Genomic DNA, 22,339 nt, shown 5'->3' with positions numbered 1-22,339 from the left:
AGTGAATAGCGCAATTATCGGCGTCAACGCGGCAAAGTTTAGAATTAATGACCGGTGAGTGATAAACGGAATAGAGGGGCGTAACGGAGGTAATTCGGGCGCTAAAAAAAAGGTAAGCGGGGCTAAAGAAGCGCAAACGGCTGGCGATAACCAGAAGCATGGCAGGTGAAGCGAAAAAAATTCACCCGGTCCTAAAAAAAATCTAAAGGTTGTTCAGGGGCAGACGATAACAACTTTGACGGCGATGAAGCCGACGGGTTGAAGCCCACACCTTAACCGAAAGACTTGATTAAACAGGAAACTTTATCATGGCCCAGGTCATTAACACTAACAGCCTCTCGCTGATCACTCAGAACAACATCAACAAAAACCAGTCTGCTCTCTCTACTTCAATGGAGCGTCTGTCATCTGGTCTGCGTATCAACAGCGCGAAAGATGACGCAGCAGGCCAGGCTATCGCTAACCGTTTCACGTCTAACATCAAAGGCCTGACTCAGGCAGCCCGTAACGCCAACGACGGTATCTCAGCCGCGCAGACCACTGAAGGCGCGCTGTCTGAAATCAACAACAACTTACAGCGTATCCGTGAGCTGACCGTGCAGGCGCAGAACGGCACCAACTCCGATTCTGATAAATCATCTATCCAGGACGAAATCAAATCGCGTCTGGACGAAATTGACCGTGTATCTGGCCAGACCCAGTTCAACGGCGTAAACGTGCTGGCAAAAGATGGCAGCATGAAAATCCAGGTTGGCGCGAACGATGGCGAAACTATCTCTATCGACCTGAAAAAAATTGACTCTTCAACTTTAGGTCTGAAAGGCTTTTCAGTAGATGGTAACTCGCTGAAAGTTGGTGAAGCATTAACTACCGTACCTTCTGATACTGCTGGTAACGCGCCTTCTACTGTTAACTATGATGCAACTGTAAAAACTGCTCTGGGTGTAACTGATACTTCCAGTCTGAGCCTGCATAACGTGAAAAATGCAGATGGTACTGCTAGTGGCGATTATGTTGTCCAGTCTGGTGACAACTTCTACGCCGCATCAGTTAACTCTGCAGATGGCAAAGTAACCATTAACACCACTGATGTCACTTATACAACTGCTGACGGTGCAACAGCGACTAAGAGTGGTGTTGCTGTCCAGGTAGCAAACGACGCTGCTGGTAAAGCAACAGGTTTTGTGACTGTTGACGGTAAAAACTATGCAGCAGGTGCAACCTCTACAGACAACGGCGGCGCTACAGCTAACACCGGTAACACAACAACAGTAACTGTAGGCACTACTCCAGAATTTGCTGGCGCATCTTCAGCAGATCCGCTGGCGCTGCTGGACAAAGCTATCGCCTCTGTCGATACCTTCCGTTCAAGCCTGGGTGCGGTGCAGAACCGTCTGAACTCTGCTATCACCAACCTGAACAACACTACTACTAACCTGACCTCAGCTCAGTCTCGTATCCAGGATGCGGACTACGCAACTGAAGTGTCAAACATGTCTAAAGCGCAGATCGTTCAGCAGGCGGGTAACTCCGTGCTGGGCAAAGCGAACCAGGTTCCACAGCAGGTTCTCTCTCTGCTGCAGGGCTAATCGCTCACCGCGTAAGCATCAAAACCCCGCTCTGGCGGGGTTTTTTTTTGCGTATAAAAGCGGCATCACCCGCTACAGCCTGCCGCCGCGCAGCCGATAATCTGTTACAGAACCATTCCGCTATAGGTCACGTTTTCCACTCAGGGAGGGGCGATGCGCTTCAACTACGATCTGTTACCGGGTGAGCTGCTCTCGTTTGATGAGATTGCGCTGCGCTATGCGCAGCAGCATCCTGGCGAAAAAGCGCTTACCGCACGCGGCCTGCTGAGCCCCTCGGCGAGCTATCGCCATCTGGTGATCCGCGCGCTGTTTGCGCAGCAGGCGCTGAACAGCCCGCTTGAGGAGCTGCTGTTTATCAGCGATGACAACGAGCACAAAAACTATCTGCGCCGCTTTGAGCACTACCTGAAAACGCAGCAGGCGTTTCTCTATTTTCGCCGCAGCGATGACGTGAGCCAGGCGGGACGCTGGAAAGTGATGGGCGAGAGCCGGGTCTATGCGATGCTCGATCCGCACTCGGCGGCGGCGCAGAACCTGCTCACCAGCCGGGGCTACCGGCTGGTGCTGATACGTCAGCAGGAGGAGGAGGCGTACTGGCAGCTGTTTGACGCGCAGGCGCACCCCTGTTTTCCGCTGTCGCGCGCGGTGCAGTTTATCGTGGTGCTGAGCACGCAGCAGCAGCCGGCACCCGCCGCGGTGATGCCCGGCACCGAAGTCGGGCGGCGGGTAAAAACTCGCGTGCTGCAGCACGCCAGCCAGGCGGCGTTTCTGGCGGCGGTGAAAGCGCGCTACGGCGCCTGCGTCATCACCGGCACGCCGCTCACTGAACCACACGGCTGGCCGTGGGTGGAGGCGTGCCATATCAACACCGACGAGAGCGAGGCGGGGCTGCTGGCGGATAACAGCGTCGATAACGGCCTGTTTTTACGCAGCGATCTGCAGCGCCTGTTCCGCAATAAACTGATTAGCATTGATGGTGAAACCGGGCAGGTGATGCTCAGCGCGGCGCTGGAGAGTGAAGCGGCGGACGGTTTCGCTTATCAGCCGCTGGCGGGCAAAATCTGCGCGCTGTGGCCCGCGGTGCCGCCTGCCACAAGGCAGCGGTTGCAGCAGCGCAACAGATAACGTTCTCAACGGCGGTGTCCGCCACCGCCATCCATCACTAATTTGAAATAACCTCGCTTTTGCCCGCCTATTCTGCCAATCGAAACCGCTACAGAATTGGATAATCATGCCGATAACTTAATTAACGCAGGGTAGTCAACGTGAACGATCTCTATACCGCCGGCGGCGTGATGGATAAACATTCGCTCTGGCAGCGCTACGTTCCCCTCGTGCGGCATGAAGCGCTGCGTCTGCAGGTGCGCCTGCCGGCCAGCGTGGAGCTTGACGATCTGCTGCAGGCTGGGGGCATCGGACTGCTGAATGCCGTGGAGCGCTACGACGCGCTGCAGGGCACCGCCTTTACCACCTACGCCGTGCAGCGTATTCGCGGCGCCATGCTGGACGAACTGCGCAGCCGCGACTGGGCACCGCGCAGCGTGCGGCGCAACGCGCGCGAAGTAGCCGGTGCCATGCACCAGGTGGAGCAGGCGCTCGGCCGCTCAGCCTCGGAGCAGGAGGTGGCGCAGCAGCTGAACGTGTCGCTGGAGGAGTACCGGCAGATCCTGCTGGATACCAACAATAGCCAGCTCTTCTCCTATGACGAGTATCGGGAAGAGCACGGTGACAGCGCAGAGCTGGTGACAGAGGGCCATGAAGAGGCGAATCCGCTGCATCAGCTGATGGAAGGGAATCTGCGTGAACGCGTGATTGACGCAATCGAGGCGCTGCCCGAACGCGAAAAGCTCGTGCTCACACTGTACTACCAGGAAGAACTGAACCTGAAAGAGATTGGCGCGGTGCTGGAGGTGGGAGAATCCCGCGTCAGTCAGCTGCACAGTCAGGCGATTAAACGCCTGCGTGCCCGGTTAGCGGGAGCGCGCTGACAGACTCAGTCCTGGGGAAACAAAAATAAAAAAACCGGGGACTCAGCGATGGGAGCCAAAATTAAAGTCAGGCCATTAAGTCGTTATCTTAAAGACTATAAACATAGCCAAAGCAACTGTTCACACTGTGGCAAAGTATTAGATCGTATGGCGCTGGTGTTTCGTGGCCAGATCATCAATAAAGAGGCGATAGCCCGCATGGACCAGATGATTGACGATCAGGTCTGGACGAAGCTGCAGCCCGAACTGACAGCGCTATGCCGTTTCTGCAGCGATATTTTTTGTAATACCCATCCGAACTACTTCGACATCATGGCGTTTAAACAGTATCTGTTTGAACAGACCGAGATGAACCACAGTACGATTCGGGAGTATGTGGTGCGCCTGCGTCGACTTGATGACATGCTGAAAGCGAGAAATTTCCCGGCAGAAAATCTATCCGGCAACAGCTGGCATGAGTGTCTGCAGCACGATCTGCCCGATGCCGGTAATAACAACTACCGTATTGCGCTGCGTAAATACGATCAGTTCCTCGGCTGGCAGCGCGGCTGATCAATGATTAATGTCCGCTGCGGCGATCTGTGCCGCAGCGGGCTGCTGCTACCCCGCAATTCCGGATGCGCCTCAGCGCATCTTCTGCAACACTACAGGGATATCTTCACACTGCCCTGGAGGCCTGCATTGTCCCTACATCTTCTGCACCAGTTTCCGCGTCTTGAGCTGCTTGGCGCACCTACGCCGCTGGAGCATCTGCCGCGTCTGTCCGATTACCTTGGCCGCGATATTTTTATTAAACGCGATGACGTTACGCCGGTCGCGCTGGGCGGCAACAAGCTGCGCAAGCTGGAGTTTCTGGCCGCGGACGCGCTCCGCCAGGGCGCGGATATGCTGCTGACCGCCGGTGCGATCCAGTCCAATCATGTACGCCAGACGGCCGCAGTGGCGGCGCGACTCGGCCTGAAGTGCGTGGCGCTGCTGGAAAACCCGATTGGCACCACGGCAGAAAATTATCTCTCCAACGGCAACCGCCTGCTGCTTGATCTGATGGACGTGGAGACGGAGATGGTGGCGGCGCTGGATAATCCGCCGCAGCAGCTCAGCGACTATGCAGAGCGTCTCGAAGCGCAGGGGTATCGCCCCTATATCGTGCCGGTCGGCGGCTCGAATGCGCTGGGCGCGCTGGGATACGTAGAGTGCGCCCAGGAGATCGCCCATCAGAGCGAGGGCGTAGTGGATTTCGCGGCGGTGGTGGTGGCATCCGGCAGCGCCGGTACCCATGCCGGTCTGGCGGTAGGGCTGGAGCAGCTGCTGCCGGAAAGCGAGCTGGTTGGCGTGACAGTGTCACGTAGCGTGGCCGCGCAGCTGCCGGTGGTAGAGCGGCTGCGCAGCGCGCTGGCAGAGCAGCTTGAGCTGAAGCCGCAGGCGGCGATCACGCTCTGGGATGAGTACTACGCGCCGCGCTATGGCGAACCCAGCGAAGAGGGCATGGAGGCAGTGCGCCTGCTGGCACGGCTGGAAGGTATCATGCTGGATCCGGTCTATACCGGCAAAGCGATGGCCGGTCTGATTGACGGTATCAGCCAGAAGCGCTTCCGGCGCGAAGGGCCGCTGCTGTTTGTACATACCGGCGGCGCACCGGCGTTATTTGCTTATCATCCTTCGGTATGAGACAGGCTGACGAAACGCTCTATAATCGCTGCCACAGACAGGCGTAACGTCACCACGGAGATGCAATTTCTGTGGCGTTCATAATAAGACTACGCTATCTGTTACAGGGTGCGTCACGCGACGCACCTGCACTGACACACACAACAGATAATAACGGGGTAAACATGGCTTTCTCTATGATTCGTCGCCCGCTGGCGATGGGAATGATGGCGGTGGCGCTGCTCGCAGGCATCAACGCAAAAACCTTTGCCGCTGAAGATTTGCTGGCACAGATTAAAAATAAAGGCGAGCTGCGCGTGGGCCTTGAAGGCACCTATCCGCCGTTCAGTTTCCAGGATGAGCGCGGCAAACTGACCGGCTTTGAGGTGGAGTTTGCGCAGGAGCTGGCACAGCATCTCGGCGTAAAAGCGGCGCTGAAGCCGACCAAATGGGACGGTATGCTGGCGTCTCTGGATTCAAAACGTATCGACGTGGTGATAAATCAGGTCACTATCTCCGATGAGCGTAAAAAGAAGTATGACTTCTCCACGCCGTACACCATCTCGGGCGTGCAGGCGCTGACGCTGAAGAAAAACGCCGGCACCATCACCAAACCTGAGGACCTGGCAGGGAAAAAAGTGGGCGTGGGCCTCGGCTCCAACTATGAGCAGTGGCTGCGTGATAACGTCAAAGGCGTCGATATCCGCACCTATGATGATGACCCGACAAAATATCAGGATCTGCGCTCCGGCCGCCTGAACGCCATTCTGGTCGATCGCCTGGCCGCGCTCGATCTGGTGAAGAAAACCGGTGACACCATGGCCGTAGCGGGCCCGGCGTTCTCGCGCCTGGAGGCTGGCGTGGCGGTGCGTAAGGGTAACGACGATCTGCTGAAAGCGATCGATCAGGCGATGGCAGAGATGCAGAAAGATGGCTCGCTGAAAAAACTCTCTGATAAATGGTTTGGCACGGACGTGACGAAATAATGCTGGAGAGCGTACATCTGGTGCTGGATTCAGCACCTTTTTTACTTAAAGGGGCACTGTTTACGCTGCAGCTCAGCATCGGCGGGATGTTCTTTGGCCTGCTGCTGGGCTTTATTCTTGCCCTGATGCGCCTGTCGCGCTTCTGGCCGGTGAACTGGCTGGCGCGCATCTATGTCTCAGTGTTCCGCGGCACGCCGCTGATCGCCCAGCTGTTTATGATCTACTACGGCCTGCCGCAGTTTGGCATTGAACTCGATCCCATTCCCTCCGCGATGATTGGCCTGTCGCTGAACACGGCGGCCTATGCGTCAGAGTCGCTGCGCGGTGCTATCGCCTCTATCGAGCGCGGGCAGTGGGAAGCGGCGGCCAGCATTGGTATGACCCCGTGGCAGACGCTGCGCCGGGTGATCCTGCCGCAGGCGGCGCGGACTGCGCTGCCGCCGCTCGGTAACAGCTTTATCAGCCTGGTCAAGGATACCTCGCTGGCGGCCACTATCCAGGTGCCGGAGCTGTTTCGTCAGGCGCAGTTAATCACCTCACGCACGCTTGAGGTGTTTACCATGTATCTGGCCGCCTCGCTGATCTACTGGATCATGGCGACCGTGCTCTCCGCGCTGCAGAACCGTCTTGAAGCGCACGTTAATCGTCAGGATCGGGAGGATAAATGAGTGCAATTGAAGTCCGCCAGCTGGTGAAAAAATTTCACGGGCAGACGGTGCTGCACGGCATCGATCTCGACGTGGCTGCCGGAGAGGTAGTGGCGATTATCGGCCCCAGCGGCTCGGGAAAAACCACGCTGCTGCGCAGTATCAATCTGCTGGAGGTGCCGGATCAGGGTAGCGTGACGGTAGGCGGCATCACCATTGACGCCAGCCTGAGTCTTAACAAACAGAAAGAGAAGGTGCGTCAGCTGCGCCAGCAGGTCGGGTTTGTGTTTCAGAACTTCAATCTGTTCCCGCATCGTTCGGTGCTGGAAAACATTATTGAAGGGCCGGTAATCGTTAAAGGTGAGCCGAAAGCAGAAGCGCAGGCGCGGGCACGTCAGCTGCTGGAGAAGGTCGGGCTGACGGGTAAAGAGGCGAGCTTTCCGCGCCGGCTTTCCGGCGGGCAGCAGCAGCGGGTGGCAATTGCCCGCGCGCTGGCAATGCGCCCGGAGGTGATTCTGTTTGATGAGCCGACGTCCGCGCTTGACCCGGAGCTGGTCGGCGAGGTGCTGAACACCATTCGCGCCCTGGCGCAGGAGAAACGGACGATGGTGATCGTCACGCATGAGATGAGTTTTGCGCGTGATGTGGCTGACCGCGCTATCTTCATGGACCAGGGGCGCATTGTGGAGCAGGGGGAGGCCAGAACCCTGTTCAGTAATCCGCAGCAGGCTCGTACCCGACAATTCCTGGATAAATTTCTTAATCAGTAATATTCAGGGCCGGTTCGCTGGCCCTTATTTATTTCGCTGCTATCATATCCCTTCGCGTTTCTCTTATCCTTTTGGTGCATAGTCATATAATTGTCTTATTGCTAAATTATTAACTGGCTTCTCTGTTTGCAGATTGCTCTTAATTAAACAGCAGCTTTTCTTACTGATTATTTTTCCTGAATCACAGTTTATAACTCTCTGTGCCGCTTCAGGCAGATGTAAATGCATTTTGATTAACGTAAAGTCTTGTTACATCAGGGCCAGCAAAGACAATTTAGGACTTTCGCCAGATACACTCCCCGCAGTGCTGTTGAATAATCGTTTAATAACCATAACTCACGAACTGATTATTAATGCGTTTACCTCTTACAGACCTACACAGCTTTAGGAGTCAACCTGATGAAAGATAACGGGAAAAATGATATAGGCTGGATAAATACACTGAAAGGTGCCTGTATTTTGCTGGTGGTGCTCTATCACACCGTATTACCGGGATTTGAAACAACGATAAAATATTTGAGTGCCGGATGGTTTCCGGCGGAAATATGGGTACAGTTTAATACGGTACTGTCGCCATTACGTATGCCGGCATTCTTTTTTGTTTCCGGCCTGCTGGCGACCAATGGCATTTTGAATCGTTCATGGAAACAGGTATTTACCAGCCGTATTACCAATCTGTTCTATCTCTATATTTTGTGGGGCTTTATTCAGTGGTGGTCAATTGTCGGGATTTCCACAGAAATCACCGGGCAACGCATTTCGCAAAATCTTAATGCGGCCTATGCCGGTTCACTGCTGGAGTTTCTCAAGCTGACGTTTATGGCGATGAGTACCTCCTGGTATCTGTATGGTCTGGCGATCTACTTCCTGTGTGCAAAAATTTTCCATCAGCAGAAAATCGCGCTGCTGGTTGTGGCGGTGGTACTGAATTATCTGGCGGTGGAAAAAATCATTCCCTACTGGGGGCCGCAGAGCGTCGCGCAATATTTCCTGTTCTTCCTGCTGGGCGCATTCTGGAGCCCGGTGATGCTGCGCCTGAGCGAGCTGCGCCGTGAAAACCTGCTGCCGTGGGCGGCACTGGCCGCGCTGACGGGACTTCACGTGATTATGGGCCTGGATAAAAGCCTGTTTATGTGCGTCATCGCCGTGCTGGTGAGCGTGGCGGCCTGCCGCTGGCTTAACCAGCGTTTCAGTATGCGTTTTTTCAACTGGGTAGGGCGCAATACGCTGCAAATCTACGTTATTCACCGCATCTTTATTGAGTTTTTCGGGATGTCGGCAATTCTGTTTGCCCAGCGCCATCACCTGTTTGAGCAGGCGTGGTTCTCCGTGCTGTGGGCCTGTTTCTATCCGCTGGCAATCGTCGGGATCTGTTCGCTCTGTTCAGTAGCGGTCTGGTCACTGACCAACCGCGGCCTGGGCCAGTCGCTGTTCCTGTTCCCGACGCTGATCGGCATGAAGCGTCGCAAAGCAGCGTAGGTAAATCCAGCGGCAACAATGCCAACCCCAGGGGACGCATTTATGCGTCCCTGGGTATTCATGCGCCGATGGTGATGTTCGGGCGCCATTAATGGCGCCCCTACGGGGATAACAATGCCAAACGTAGGGGACGCATTTATGCGTCACTGGGTATTTATGCGTCGATGGTGATGTTCGGGCGCCATTAATGGCGCCCCTGCGGGGATAACAATGCCAAACGTAGGGGACGCATTAATGCGTCCCTGGCAAACCCGCAATAAAAAAGGGCCCGCAGGGGGCCCTTTACTGTCATAACCTGACGTTTAACCGATGGTCATCAGGCTGGCGTTGCCGCCCGCTGCTGCGGTGTTGACGCTCAGCGAGCGTTCAATCAGCAACCGCTCCAGCAGCAGATTGGTTTCTCCGCGGGCAAAGCCCTGGACGGAAACAATTGCGCCCTCGCGTGCCGCGATATCTGCACACAGCGTACGCAGCTGATCGGCATCACCGTGGTAGATCACCGCATCAAACTCACCGGACAGGGCATCTTTGGCCAGCCGGATACGCTGCTGTACGGCCGGCGGCAGCGCTTTCAGCAGGGCGCGATGCAGCTCATCATCCTGCCACAGCGCCTGACTGCCCACGCTGGTAACCGCAGCCAGCTGGATCAGCGCATCCTGCTCATTATCGGCCAGGCAGAGCACGCGTTCACGCGGCAGCAGGCTGAAGGTGTTGCGTTCGCCCGTCGGACCCGGCAGCAGACGCACCGTGCCCGCCTGCGACAGCTCATCATAGCGCTGGCACAGCGCCTGCAATGCTGGCTTATCCTGCGCCCAGTTCTGCAGCGCCTGGTGTGCGCCCATCAGCGTTGTACGCACGCTGCTGTCAACCGGCTGCTCAGCATCCTGACGATCGAAGGTCAGGCGCAGCGCGCCATCCGGACGATGTGCCAGCAGGCGGTAGAGATAGAGCGGGCCACCCGCTTTCGGGCCGGTACCGGAGAGGCCTTCGCCGCCAAACGGCTGCACGCCAACTACGGCACCGACCATATTACGGTTCACATAGAGGTTGCCGACGTGCGCGTTTGCAGTAACCTGAGCGATGGTTTCATCAATACGCGTATGTACGCCAAGCGTCAGGCCATAGCCGGTGGCATTGATCTGCTCAATCAGCTGCGGCAGGCTGCTGCGTGAGAAGCGCACCACGTGCAGCACCGGTCCGAAGATCTCTTTATCGAGATCGCTGACCTGATCCAGCTCAATCAGCGTGGGTTTGATAAAGGTGCCGCTCTCCCACTCTTTACGGTCCTGCGCATTCTCCTGCACCGCCTGATAAACGGTGAAGCCTTTGTTGCGCATCGCCTGAATGTGACGCTCGATACCCGCTTTCGCTTCCTGGTCGATAACCGGACCGATATCAGTTGAAAGACGCTCCGGGTTGCCCATGCGGCACTCCGCCATCGCGCCGCGCAGCATCTTAATGGTGTGATCGGCGGCATCTTCCTGAATACAGAGCAGACGCAGCGCCGAGCAGCGCTGGCCGGCGCTGTCAAACGCGGAGGCAACGATATCCACCACCACCTGTTCGGTGAGGGCAGAGGAGTCAACGATCATGGCGTTCATGCCGCCGGTTTCTGCGATCAGCGGCGTCGGACGCCCCTGGGGATCGAGACGACCGGCAAGATTACGCTGCAGCAGCGTTGCCACGGCGGTTGAGCCAGTGAACATAACGCCGCGCACGCGCTCATCGCCGGTGAGCTGTGCGCCCACGGTTTCACCCTGGCCGGGCAGCAGCTGCAGCACGCCGGCGGGAACGCCTGCATCCAGCAGGATCTGCACCGCCTGCGCCGCGATAAGTGGCGTCTGCTCGGCCGGTTTTGCCAGCACGCTATTGCCGGCAGCCAGCGCGGCGGCAATCTGGCCGGTAAAGATCGCCAGCGGGAAGTTCCACGGGCTGATACAGACTACCGGACCCAGCGGACGATGCGTTTCGTTGTCAAAATCATCGCGTACCATACCGGCGTAGTAGTAGAGGAAGTCTACCGCTTCGCGCACTTCGGCGATGGCATTGTTGTACGTTTTGCCCGCTTCGCGCACCAGCAGACCAATCAGCTGCTGCATCTGCGCTTCCATCGCCTGACCGGCACGCTCAAGGATCGCCGCGCGCTCGGCTGGCGGAGTGGCAAACCAGATCGGTCCGGCGCCGACCGCCGCATCCAGCGCGGCAGAGACTTCGGTTTCGGTGGCTTCGCGCACGCTGCCGACCACGTCAGCCGGCGCCGCCGGGTTCAGTACCGGCTGGCTGACACCCGTTTCCAGGGTGCCCTCGATCATCGGCTGGGCCACCCATGGCTGGCTGGCGCTGTTCAGCAGGGCGCTGGAGAGTGAGGCGAGGCGATGTTCATTCGCGAGGTCGAGACCCGCGGAGTTCGGGCGCTTGTCGCCATAGAGATCGCGCGGCAGCGGGATCTTCGGATGTGGCAGACCCACGGCGCCTTCGGCTGCGCCCATTTTTTCTACCGCTACCACCGGGTCAGCAACCAGCTCATCTATCGGCAGGCTCTTATCGGCGATCCGGTTAACAAAGGAGGTGTTGGCACCGTTTTCCAGCAGGCGACGTACCAGGTAAGCCAGCAGCGTTTCGTGCGTGCCCACCGGCGCGTAAATACGGCAGGGACGGCTGAGTTTGCCATCGGCCACTTTGCCCACCACCTGTTCATAGAGCGGCTCGCCCATGCCGTGCAGGCACTGGAACTCATACTGGCCCGGATAGTAGTTATTACCCGCCAGATTATAGATAGCGGCCAGCGTGTGGGCGTTGTGCGTGGCAAACTGCGGGTAGATCTGACTCGGTACCGCCAGCAGTTTGCGGGCGCAGGCGAGATAGGAGATATCGGTATATACCTTACGCGTATAAACCGGATAGCCTTCAAGACCTTCCATCTGCGCGCGCTTGATTTCGCTGTCCCAGTAGGCGCCTTTCACCAGACGGATCATCAGGCGGCGACGGCTGCGCTGTGCCAGATCGACCAGCGAGTCGATCAGCATCGGGCAGCGTTTCTGGTAAGCCTGAATTACGAAGCCAATCCCGTTCCAGCCTTCCAGCTCAGGCTCAAAGCAGAGTTTTTCCAGCAGATCCAGCGACAGCTCAAGGCGATCGGCCTCTTCGGCATCGATATTGATGCCGATGTCATATGAACGCGCCAGCAGCGTCAGCGATTTCAGGATCGGATAGAGCTCTTCCATAACGCGATCGTACTGGGCGCGGCTGTAGCGCGGATGCAGCGCAGAGAGTTTGATCGAGATGCCCGGGCCTTCATAAATGCCGCGGCTGTTGGAGGCTTTACCAATCGCATGGATCGCCTGCTGATAAGAGAGCAGATAGGCTTTCGCATCGGCGGCGGTCAGGGCCGCTTCACCGAGCATATCGTAGGAGTAGCGGAAGCCTTTCTCTTCCAGCTTGCGGGCGTTGGCCAGCGCCTCAGCGATGGTCTCGCCGGTAACGAACTGCTCGCCCATCAGGCGCATGGCCATATCCACGCCTTTGCGCACCAGCGGCTCGCCGCTTTTACCGATAATACGGTTCAGCGAGCGGGACATGCTCGCTTCGTTATGGGTTGAGACCAGGCGTCCGGTAAACAGCAGGCCCCAGGTCGCGGCGTTAACAAACATGGATGAGCTGCGGCCCAGGTGCGACTGCCAGTTGCCGTTGCTGATTTTGTCGCGGATCAGCGCGTCGCGGGTGGGTTTATCCGGAATACGCAGCAGCGCTTCTGCCAGGCACATCAGCGCCACGCCCTCCTGCGAGGAGAGGGAGAACTCCTGCAGCAGGCTTTGCACCATTCCGGCGCGTCCGGTTGCACCTTTCTGGTGCCGCAGCTTGTCGGCAAGGCTATAGGCCAGCTGATGGGTTTTCTCTGCCAGCGGAGCGGGCAGGCGCGCCTGCTCCAGCAGCATCGGCACCGCTTCCGTCTCGGGCCGGCGCCATGCGGCGGTAATTGCGGAGCGGGTAACCGACTGCGGCAGAATGTGTTCAGCAAAGTCGAGGAACGGCTGCAGGCTCTCTTCGGGCAGGTTCTCTTCTGCCGTGGTTTCACTGGCCTGCAGGGGAATTTCCGGCAGGGTCTCGCCCGCTTCAAGCTGGGTTAAGTAATTGAAAATAGCCTGCTTAATCAGCCAGTGAGATGTGCGATCGACCTTCTGTGCTGCCAGCTTAATGCGTTCGCGGGTGGCTTCATCCAGCTTCACCCCCATGGTAGTTGTTCCCATGAATTCCTCGTCTTGAAAAATAAATCAACATCAGCGTGGGCTGCACTATCACTCATGTTGCAACTTTGTGCAACCGTGTTAAATGTGACCCAGGTTGCATGCCTGAAAGCCGTTTGTTTGTTAACTGTAAAGAAACGGCACGTTTCTTGCTGCAAAAATCTCGCCAGAGTTGCAACCGGGTTCACTAAACCGCAAAAAGCCGCGTTTCTGGTGCAACCAAAAGTTTGAACGGGCGCAACCTTTGAGCAAAGAAATGAGAAAGAGAGGTGAAACCCAGGTAACAGGTGTGTTAAATCCATTGTGCACATCGCACCTTTGCGGCAGGATACCGCGCCTTAAGAGAAATTCGCTTCTCTGGCGGCGGTAACGCGCAGTGGCCACCCCGTTCCGGTGCTGCCGCGCTGATTCGACTGCCGTGACAAAGAGGGTAAGTGATACGTCGCGCCAGGGAGACGCCCGGCTAATGCTGCTGAGGCAGGGCGGGCAAAGAATTTCTCTTAAGCAATTACATAATAAGTGGAGAGAGTATGAGTATAAGTACACCAATGCTGGTGACCTTTATTATCTATATCCTTGGGATGGTGTTGATAGGGTTTATCGCTTACCGGTCAACAAAAAACTTTGATGATTATATTCTGGGCGGCCGCAGCCTGGGCAGTTTTGTTACGGCGCTCTCAGCCGGTGCCTCCGATATGAGTGGCTGGCTGCTGATGGGCCTGCCTGGTGCCATCTTTCTGTCCGGCATCTCTGAAAGCTGGATCGCTATCGGCCTGACGATTGGCGCCTGGCTGAACTGGAAAATTGTGGCGGGTCGTCTGCGTGTACAGACCGAGCATCACGATAACGCCCTAACGCTGCCTGACTTCTTTACCAGCCGCTTTGAAGACAAAAGCAAGCTGCTGCGCGTGATCTCCGCGGTAGTTATCCTGATTTTCTTCACCATTTACTGCGCCTCGGGTGTGGTAGCCGGTGCGCGCCTGTTTGAAAGCACCTTTGGTATGGATTACCAGACTGCGCTCTGGGCGGGTGCTGCGGCCACCATTCTCTATACGCTGGTAGGCGGCTTCCTGGCCGTGAGCTGGACCGATACGGTGCAGGCGACGCTGATGATTTTTGCGCTGATCCTGACGCCGGTGATTGTCATTATCGCCGTAGGCGGCTTTGATGATTCACTGACGGTGATCCGCGAGAAGAGCATCGAGAACCTCGATATGCTCAAAGGGCTCAATTTTGTCGCGGTCATCTCGCTGCTAGGCTGGGGGCTGGGCTACTTCGGGCAGCCGCATATCCTGGCACGCTTTATGGCGGCAGACTCTCATCGCTCCATCCGTACTGCGCGTCGCATTGGCATGGCATGGATGATCTTCTGCCTGGCGGGCGCGGTTGCCGTAGGCTTCTTTGGTATCGCCTACTTCCAGAATAACCCGGCGCAGGCCGCAGGCGTCACGCAGAATGGAGAACGTATCTTTATTGAGCTGACGCGTATTCTGTTTAACCCGTGGATCGCCGGTATTCTGCTTTCGGCCATTCTTGCTGCGGTCATGTCCACTCTGAGCTGCCAGCTGCTGGTCTGTTCAAGTGCGCTGACGGAAGATCTCTATAAGGGCTTCCTGCGTAAAAATGCCAGCCAGCAGGAGCTGGTATGGGTCGGACGTGCCATGGTGCTGCTGATTGCACTGATTGCTATTGCCCTGGCATCCAATCCGGATAACCGGGTGCTGGGCCTGGTGAGCTATGCATGGGCTGGCTTTGGCGCGGCGTTTGGTCCGGTGGTGCTGTTTGGTGTCTGCTGGAAGCGCATGACGCGTAACGGCGCGCTGGCGGGAATGGTAATTGGTGCCGCGACGGTGCTGCTGTGGAAACAGTACGGTTACGCTGAGCTGTATGAAATCATTCCAGGCTTCATCTTTGCCAGCATCGCGATTGTGGTCTTCAGCCTGACGGGCAAAGCACCTTCCGCCGCCGCGCAGCAGCGTTTTGCCGCTGCGGAAGCGGAATACCAGGCAGATTAAGGTATTCGCGCGGTGCGTTGCGGCACCGCCATCAAAAAGGAGGCACAGTAATGTGCCTCCTTTTTACGTTGAGGCGTCAGGCAACGTGATCCTGCCGACCTTTCTGAACAGTCATCCCCTGACTTCTCCCCCCTGTGCAGCAAAATAATTTCCCGCAGTGACTTGTTTTTTCTGCAGCGATAATGATAATCGATATCGTTCGCGCTTTACGTTTTTTTACGACAGATTTACCCTGCTAAACACTTAAGAGGCAAACGATGTTTGTTCCGTTTCTCATTATGCTCCGTGAAGGTCTGGAAGCGGCGCTGATTGTCAGCCTGATCGCCAGCTATCTGAAGCGCACCGGACGCACCCGGTGGTTCCCGGCGATGTGGGGCGGGGTGATAGCGGCCATTGTGCTCTGCGCGGGACTGGGTATCGCCATCAATGCCACTACCGGTGAGTTTCCGCAGAAGCAGCAGGAGCTGTTTGAAGGCGTGGTAGCGCTGATTGCGGTCGTGATGCTGACCACCATGGTGTTCTGGATGCGCAAAGTTGCGCGCAGCATGCGCCTGACGCTGGAGAAGTCAGTGGATCAGGCGCTGGCAAAGCGGGGCGGCAGCGGCCTGCCGCTGGTGATTATGGTGTTTCTCGCCGTAGCGCGCGAAGGGCTGGAGTCGGTGTTCTTTCTGCTGGCGGCCTTTACGCAGGATGTGGGCTATGCCCCACCTGCGGGCGCGCTGCTCGGCCTGCTGACCGCAGCGCTGCTCGGTACGCTGATCTACTACGGCGGCGTCCGGCTTAATCTGGCCCATTTTTTCCGCTGGAGCAGCCTGTTCATTCTGTTTGTAGCCGCCGGGCTTGCGGCCGGCGCAATCCGCGCTTTCCATGAGGCGGGATTGTGGAACCACTTCCAGGCAACGGCGTTTGATATAAGCAGCGTGCTCTCTGTGCACTCTCTGGCCGGTACGCTGCTTGAAGGCCTGCTCGGCTATCAGGAAGCGCCCAGCGTCAGTGAGGTTGCAGCCTGGCTGCTCTATCTGGTGCCGGCGCTGCTGCTGTTTTTTTTCCCGGCGCCTTCTGCTCCGGCTGCCGCACGCAGCCTGCGCTAATCCCGATTGTTTTAACCTGACTCTTTAACACGGATACCATCATGAATACCACGTTACGCGCTACCGCCTCTGTCGTCGCGCTGCTGCTTTCCGGGGCTGCAGCCGCTGCAGAGATCCCGCAGTTCACCGTCACCGTTACGGATAAACAGTGTGAGCCCATGACGATGAACGTGCCGGCGGGTAAAAGCCAGTTCAATATCAAAAACCATAGCCAGAAAGCGCTGGAGTGGGAGATCCTGAAAGGGGTCATGGTGGTCGAGGAGCGGGAAAATATCGCGCCGGGCTTTACGCAGAAGCTGACGGCAAATCTGGAAGCGGGTGAGTATGAGATGACCTGCGGCCTGCTGAGTAATCCGAAAGGCAAACTGACGGTGGCCGGATCGGGGCAGTCATCAACGCCAGAGCAGAAAGAGCTGCTGCAGCTGGCTCAGCCTATCGCCGACTACAAAGCGTACGTCCTGAATGAAGTTAACGCGCTGGTAAGCAGCACCAAAGCGTTTACGGCAGCGATTAATGCAGGCGACGGTGACAAGGCGAGAGCGCTCTATGCGCCGACCCGCGCCCACTATGAGCGTATTGAGCCTGTTGCTGAACTCTTCTCCGATCTGGATGGCAGTATCGACGCACGCGAAGATGATTTTGAGCAGAAAGCGGCGGATCCTAAATTCACCGGTTTCCACCGCCTGGAGAAGCTGCTGTTTGCCGATCGCACAACGACCGGTGCCGCGCCTTTCGCCAGTCAGCTCAATGACGATGTTAAAGCGCTGCAGGCGCGCATCAGCGCGCTGGCATTTGCGCCGGTTAAAGTCGTGGGCGGCGCAGCGGGTCTGATCGAAGAGGTGGCTTCGAGCAAAATCTCCGGAGAGGAGGATCGTTACAGCCGCACTGACCTGTCTGATTTCCGGGCAAACGTCGACGGCGCGCAGAAAATTGTGTCGCTGCTGCGCCCGCTGTTGCAGCAGCGGAATCCGCAGCTTCTGGCAAAAATCGATACTAACTTCAGCAAAGTTGACGCAATACTGGATAAATACCGTACGGCTGAGGGTTACGCATCCTATGAGAAGCTGACCGCGGCCGATCGCAATGCGTTAAAAGCACCGATTACCGTGCTGGCTGAAGATCTCTCGCTGCTGCGCGGCACGCTGGGCCTCGATTAACCATGGCTAAACAGCATGATGCCATGCAGCCGGCACGTCGCCGGTTACTGCAGGGGCTGGGTGTGCTGGGCGGTGCGGCTGCGCTCGGGGGCAGCTGTCCGTTCCACGCTGGCGCAGCGGAGCATTTTTCTCCGGGCACGGTTGCACCTGATGCGCGTCAGCAGGTGCAACCATTTTACGGGGCGCACCAGGCAGGTATCCTGACGCCGCAGCAGGCCGCCATGATGCTGGTGGCCTTTGACGTGCTGGCCGACGGTAAAGCGGAGCTGACGCGTCTGTTGCAACTGCTGACGGAGAGGTTCGCATTTCTGACGCAGGGCGGACCCGCACCAGCGGTGACAAATGCGCAGCTGCCGCCGGCTGACTCCGGCATTCTCGGTGCCACTATTGCACCGGATAACCTGACGCTGACGCTCTCCGTGGGCAGTTCGCTGTTTGACGAACGCTTTGGGCTGGGCGCGCACAAGCCTGCACAGCTGCAGGCCATGACGCGCTTTCCCAATGATTCGCTTGACGCCAGCCAGTGCCACGGGGATTTACTGATTCAGATCTGCGCCAATAGTCAGGACACCGTGATCCACGCGCTGCGCGATATCATCAAACACGCTCCCGATCTGCTGGCGATACGCTGGCGGCGCGAAGGGTTTATTCCTGAGCACGCAGCGCGCAGTCACGGGCAGGAAACCCCGATTAATCTGCTGGGCTTTAAAGACGGTACGGCGAATCCGGATGCGCAAAACGGCGCGCTGATGAATAAAATGTTGTGGGTTACGGCCGATCAGCAGGAGCCCGCCTGGACATACGGCGGCAGCTATCAGGCGGTGCGGATTATTCGTTTCCGCGTTGAGCAGTGGGATCGCACGCCGCTGGGTGAGCAGCAGACTATTTTTGGCCGGGAAAAGCTCAGCGGAGCGCCGCTTGGCGGGCATCATGAGCATGATGAGCCGGATTATGCCAGCGATCCGGATGGGGAGGTGATAGCGCTGGATGCCCATATCCGGCTTGCTAACCCGCGTACGCCAGAGACGGCGGACAGCCTGATACTGCGGCGCGGCTACAGCTACTCCGCCGGGATCACCGGGGCAGGGCAGCTTGATATGGGGCTGCTGTTTATCTGCTATCAGCACGATCTCACCAAAGGCTTTATCACAGTGCAGCAGCGACTTAACGGCGAGGCGCTGGAAGAGTATGTCCGACCCACCGGCGGCGGCTACTTTTTTGCGCTGCCGGGCGTAGCCGATGCCACGCGCTATCTTGGTCAGTCGCTGATTGAAGCATGAACCCTGCTGCCGGCAATGCTTATTGCGGCAGATAAGCGTTCTGCTCTGCAAAAGGATCCGCAAAGGATCCTTTTTATATTTTATATACTGCACTGGTTTATCTGCATTTTTTATGGGCTGCGCCTGATACCATCGCCACAACAAATCTTAATTTGCATCTAAAAGTAAAAATAGTGTTGCAAATTTTCGGCGCTATGTTTCACTTTACTCATAAGCGTTGTCAGTTTTGTGGCATCAGCCACTGGAGTTCGCGCATGAGGCGTTCCATTCCGGAACCAGCAGGTGTAACACAGCAAGCGCAGTTCTCTGCGGGAGAGAGCCTCCTGTCAACGTTTTACTCATCTTTCATCCACTATCTTCATCATCCAGTTTGTTTTTATCCGGTGCGCTGCGGCGTTTCGGCGCTGTTGTACACCCCGTTTTGTGTATCAGTACGGCTAAAAGGAAGCCAACGTAACCTCTAAAGCGTTCAAGTCATCGCCGCGGGTGATCCGTCGCGATTCATGAAACCAACTGTAAGGTGCCACTATGGGAAGACAGAAAGCAGTGATCAAAGCGCGTCGTGAAGCTCGTCGTGTGCTTCGTAGTGACTCCCGGAGTCATCGTCAGCGCGAAGAAGAATCGGTCACTTCGCTGGTGCAGATGGGCGGGTTAGATGCTATTGGCATGGCGCGCGATGTACGCGACCGGGCACCAATTGCAGCCCGGAATGAAGCTCAGGCGCACTATCTTAACGCCATAGAAACGAAACAGCTGATATTTGCAACCGGTGAAGCTGGCTGCGGTAAAACCTGGATTAGCGCAGCAAAAGCAGCTGAGGCCCTGATCAATAAGGATATCGAAAGGATTATCGTGACGCGCCCGGTACTGCAGGCGGATGAAGATCTCGGTTTCCTGCCCGGAGACATTTCCGAGAAATTCGCCCCCTATTTCCGTCCGGTTTATGACGTTCTGGTTAAACGTCTCGGCGCTTCCTTTATGCAGTACTGCCTGCGGCCTGAAATCGCCAAGGTAGAGATTGCGCCCTTCGCCTATATGCGTGGACGTACTTTTGAGAACGCAGTGGTTATCCTCGACGAGGCACAAAACGTCACCGCTGCACAGATGAAGATGTTTCTGACCCGCCTGGGGGAAAACGTCACGGTTATCGTTAACGGTGATATTACTCAGTGCGATCTGCCCGCCAGCGTCCAGTCCGGTCTTGCCGATGCGCTGGCGCGCTTTGAAGAGGATGAGATGGTGGGCGTGGTGCGCTTTGCGAAAGAGGACTGCGTTCGCTCAGCACTCTGCCAGCGCACGCTGCACGCCTACGGCTGATAGCATCCCATCCCGTTGATAAACCCGGCCCCGGCCGGGTTTTTTTCTGTCCCTAATTTCACCGGCAAAGCATGACGACCTTTCAGAGTGATGAGAGTTGCAGCGGTTCGCTAACGCGGTAAGATTGATCTTTTTTCAGGGAGCACAACCAATGAAAAACGTCGTCCTGAGTATGCTGGCAAAAATATCGCACATCGATGCGGACATGAAACAGCTGACCGCCCGGGTTGAAGCACAGTCGCTGCTGATTAGCGCGCTGGTACTGGCCGTCAGCAGGCAGGGTGGAGTGACGGAGATGATCGATGCGGCTAATAAAGCGATCAATACGGTTATCGACTCCGCTGAAAGCGATGAGGTGCTGAGGTCCGATGCCGCTATTCTGCTAAGCGAATTGCAGAATCTGCTGACTATCTCTCAGGCCGTGGATAAAGCCGATGGTGAAATTAACCATGCAGGACTGAGCGAGCTGACCGGCGTTGCGGCTGCTGAACCCGCTTTACCCGCTAAAAAGTAAGCTGACCAGACACAGCAGATAATCAAGCCTGAACGCGCGTTCAGGCTTTTTTCAGGCATAAATTCATGCCGCGGCTGGCTTATTCGCCGTTAATACGCTGTTTCATTTCACGCTGGTGCTTGTGATAGTCCTCTCCGCACTCTGCAGAGCAAAATGCAGTATCGGCGACAACGCGTTCATCTCTGCACCAGATACAGTTGCCCGTTGCGCTCACCAGACGTGGTTTACGCGCAAACAGGGCGCTCTCCAGATGAGCGGCTTCTCGTTCCTGTGCCAGATCTACATCATCCATAACTTTTTCCTTAATAAAACATATGTTTCTTCAGGCCCCACGGCCCTGACCACGTTGATGACAATCCAGGAGGTGTCTGCAACATGGCGTCTCCTTCAGCAGGTTTGAGCGAAAGAGGTAGCTGATACCCGCATCCGGTTTATGCCTGCTGAATGTTGCTGCCGGGTCAGTTTAGCAGAGGTGGAGCAGAGCTGCGGTCTGAGTTTGCTGATGATGGCGCATTGCGGTCAGGAGTGGGCACCTGAATCCGATAATATGCATTGCACAAATTGGCAGGGGACGCAACCTTACAGGGGCGCCATTTATTGCGCCCTGGCATTATGCGTAAAACGCATAGCATGGCACAAAACAGCTTCAGGTAAACCAAACCAGGCTAATGTTTTCACATTAGATTTTATGAAAATAATGCGGCAGGTACAAAAAAGCCCGCATAACGCGGGCCTGGTTGAAAAGAGGGCGGTTATCCGTGACGTCGGAACTGCTGGGACTGACTGAGCATTACCCTGCCAGCAACATGGAGCATAGAGAGTTCTTCTTCTGAGATAGACCATTCACGATAACGGGGATTGTCAGAGATAACGATAATTTCGCGCTTAACTTTTTGCAGGCGCTTAACAAACATATCGCCGTTGAAGTCAAAGACGTAAATTCCATCCCCATCAAACGTGCTGACAGCTACGTCTACAAAGATGAGATCACCGGGCTCAATGGTTCCCTCCATGCTGTCACCGCGGACGTTGATCAGCTTAACAGAGGTTTCCGGCCGGTTGCCGAATATCACGCGCGCCTGATCCGGAACATATTCAATAGACCTTATGACTTCAACCACATCTTTAGACGGCGACCCGTCTCCGGCACTTGCAGAAACGTCAAGAACATCAATCCTGTACACATCTTTTCTCCCCTTTTTTATAATGGAACTTACACTGTATGAATCTACAGTATCATTAGCCTCATTAGAAGAGAATAGCTCAGAAACAGGAACTGACAGGGCTGCTGCAATTTTGTGTAGCAGACCATTACTGTATCCCTGTATGCCGCGTTCCAGGCGTGACAGATTGCCCACATCGCTATCTGTACGCAGGGCAAGTTCACTCAGGGTCATCTTATTCGCTTTACGAATCTGTCTGATTTTATCGCCTATTTTCATAGCGGATAGTTAACCTTTTTTATGCGTCACACGCAAAGCGCCTTGCGCATATTTGATTATACTCATAATATGCGTGATACGCATTATTTAAATGCATTGCCACAATGCCATCGCGGAAAGTGCGTGTATAGAAAAAAGTGAAAATTTATGACGCTAATCAGGCCCGGACTGCG

Annotated in this window: 18 protein-coding genes; 15 read left to right on the top strand and 3 right to left on the bottom strand. The window is 56.2% G+C overall.

Going from position 1 to position 22,339, the window contains the following annotated elements; genetic code table 11:
- Positions 1-308: 308 nt before the first annotated feature.
- The 9 genes from C1Y41_RS06835 (at position 309) to C1Y41_RS06795 (ending at position 9,106) form a co-directional block, all read left to right on the top strand.
- Complete coding sequence (locus tag C1Y41_RS06835) at positions 309-1,589, top strand: FliC/FljB family flagellin (protein WP_104085125.1); 1,281 nt, start codon at positions 309-311, stop codon at positions 1,587-1,589.
- Between the two features lie 153 nt (positions 1,590-1,742).
- Positions 1,743-2,714: an HNH endonuclease signature motif containing protein gene (locus tag C1Y41_RS06830; RefSeq protein ID WP_104085124.1), complete on the top strand. Its 972-nt coding sequence runs from the start codon at positions 1,743-1,745 to the stop codon at positions 2,712-2,714.
- Positions 2,715-2,854: 140 nt separating this feature from the next.
- Positions 2,855-3,577, top strand: a complete 723-nt coding sequence (locus C1Y41_RS06825; protein WP_039385048.1) for an RNA polymerase sigma factor FliA — start codon at positions 2,855-2,857, stop codon at positions 3,575-3,577.
- A gap of 48 nt (positions 3,578-3,625) precedes the next feature.
- Positions 3,626-4,129, top strand: coding sequence for a flagella biosynthesis regulatory protein FliZ (gene fliZ, locus C1Y41_RS06820; RefSeq protein ID WP_039385047.1), 504 nt, complete (start codon positions 3,626-3,628; stop codon positions 4,127-4,129).
- Positions 4,130-4,258: 129 nt separating this feature from the next.
- Positions 4,259-5,245 (top strand): D-cysteine desulfhydrase, encoded by a 987-nt coding sequence (locus tag C1Y41_RS06815; RefSeq protein ID WP_104085123.1) that lies wholly within the window; start codon positions 4,259-4,261, stop codon positions 5,243-5,245.
- A 164-nt stretch (positions 5,246-5,409) separates the two neighbouring features.
- A complete protein-coding gene (gene tcyJ / locus C1Y41_RS06810) occupies positions 5,410-6,210 on the top strand; it encodes a cystine ABC transporter substrate-binding protein (protein WP_104085122.1) in 801 nt (266 codons plus the stop codon).
- Positions 6,210-6,878 (top strand): cystine ABC transporter permease, encoded by a 669-nt coding sequence (gene tcyL, locus C1Y41_RS06805; protein ID WP_071667941.1) that lies wholly within the window; start codon positions 6,210-6,212, stop codon positions 6,876-6,878. The genes tcyJ and tcyL overlap by 1 nt, the downstream gene beginning before the upstream one ends.
- Positions 6,875-7,627: an L-cystine ABC transporter ATP-binding protein TcyN gene (tcyN, locus tag C1Y41_RS06800; protein WP_071667940.1), complete on the top strand. Its 753-nt coding sequence runs from the start codon at positions 6,875-6,877 to the stop codon at positions 7,625-7,627. The genes tcyL and tcyN overlap by 4 nt, the downstream gene beginning before the upstream one ends.
- A 399-nt stretch (positions 7,628-8,026) precedes the next feature.
- Positions 8,027-9,106, top strand: a complete 1,080-nt coding sequence (locus tag C1Y41_RS06795; RefSeq protein ID WP_104085121.1) for an acyltransferase family protein — start codon at positions 8,027-8,029, stop codon at positions 9,104-9,106.
- Between the two features lie 302 nt (positions 9,107-9,408).
- On the opposite strand, the gene putA is transcribed toward C1Y41_RS06795, so the two are convergent.
- Positions 9,409-13,353, bottom strand: a complete 3,945-nt coding sequence (gene putA / locus C1Y41_RS06790; RefSeq protein ID WP_104085120.1) for a trifunctional transcriptional regulator/proline dehydrogenase/L-glutamate gamma-semialdehyde dehydrogenase — start codon at positions 13,351-13,353, stop codon at positions 9,409-9,411.
- A gap of 527 nt (positions 13,354-13,880) precedes the next feature.
- On the opposite strand from putA, the gene putP reads away from it, so the two are divergent.
- The 6 genes from putP (at position 13,881) to iraP (ending at position 20,724) form a co-directional block, all read left to right on the top strand.
- Positions 13,881-15,365 carry a sodium/proline symporter PutP gene (putP, locus tag C1Y41_RS06785; protein WP_094111037.1) on the top strand — a complete coding sequence of 495 codons (1,485 nt, stop codon included), beginning with the start codon at positions 13,881-13,883 and terminating at the stop codon, positions 15,363-15,365.
- Positions 15,366-15,622: 257 nt separating this feature from the next.
- Positions 15,623-16,456 carry an iron uptake transporter permease EfeU gene (efeU, locus tag C1Y41_RS06780; protein ID WP_039385029.1) on the top strand — a complete coding sequence of 278 codons (834 nt, stop codon included), beginning with the start codon at positions 15,623-15,625 and terminating at the stop codon, positions 16,454-16,456.
- Positions 16,457-16,497: 41 nt separating this feature from the next.
- Entirely contained in the window at positions 16,498-17,613 is a 1,116-nt protein-coding gene (gene efeO / locus C1Y41_RS06775) for an iron uptake system protein EfeO (protein ID WP_104085119.1), read from the top strand.
- Between the two features lie 2 nt (positions 17,614-17,615).
- On the top strand, positions 17,616-18,893 hold the full coding sequence (gene efeB, locus C1Y41_RS06770) for an iron uptake transporter deferrochelatase/peroxidase subunit (protein ID WP_104085118.1): 1,278 nt from the start codon (positions 17,616-17,618) through the stop codon (positions 18,891-18,893).
- A gap of 528 nt (positions 18,894-19,421) precedes the next feature.
- A complete protein-coding gene (phoH, locus tag C1Y41_RS06765; protein ID WP_039385023.1) occupies positions 19,422-20,210 on the top strand; it encodes a phosphate starvation-inducible protein PhoH in 789 nt (262 codons plus the stop codon).
- 151 nt (positions 20,211-20,361) lie between these two features.
- Positions 20,362-20,724 (top strand): anti-adapter protein IraP, encoded by a 363-nt coding sequence (gene iraP, locus C1Y41_RS06760; protein WP_071667935.1) that lies wholly within the window; start codon positions 20,362-20,364, stop codon positions 20,722-20,724.
- Between the two features lie 79 nt (positions 20,725-20,803).
- On the opposite strand, the gene C1Y41_RS06755 is transcribed toward iraP, so the two are convergent.
- Both C1Y41_RS06755 and C1Y41_RS06750 read right to left on the bottom strand, forming a co-directional pair.
- Entirely contained in the window at positions 20,804-21,016 is a 213-nt protein-coding gene (locus C1Y41_RS06755) for a hypothetical protein (protein ID WP_039385019.1), read from the bottom strand.
- Between the two features lie 460 nt (positions 21,017-21,476).
- Positions 21,477-22,166, bottom strand: a complete 690-nt coding sequence (locus C1Y41_RS06750) for a helix-turn-helix transcriptional regulator (protein WP_104085117.1) — start codon at positions 22,164-22,166, stop codon at positions 21,477-21,479.
- Positions 22,167-22,339: the final 173 nt, after the last annotated feature.

It is taken from the genome of Pantoea sp. ICBG 1758, from assembly GCF_002928325.1.
Classification (GTDB): Bacteria; Pseudomonadota; Gammaproteobacteria; order Enterobacterales; family Enterobacteriaceae; genus Pantoea; species Pantoea eucrina.
This window is presented reverse-complemented; position numbering and strand designations above follow the sequence as displayed.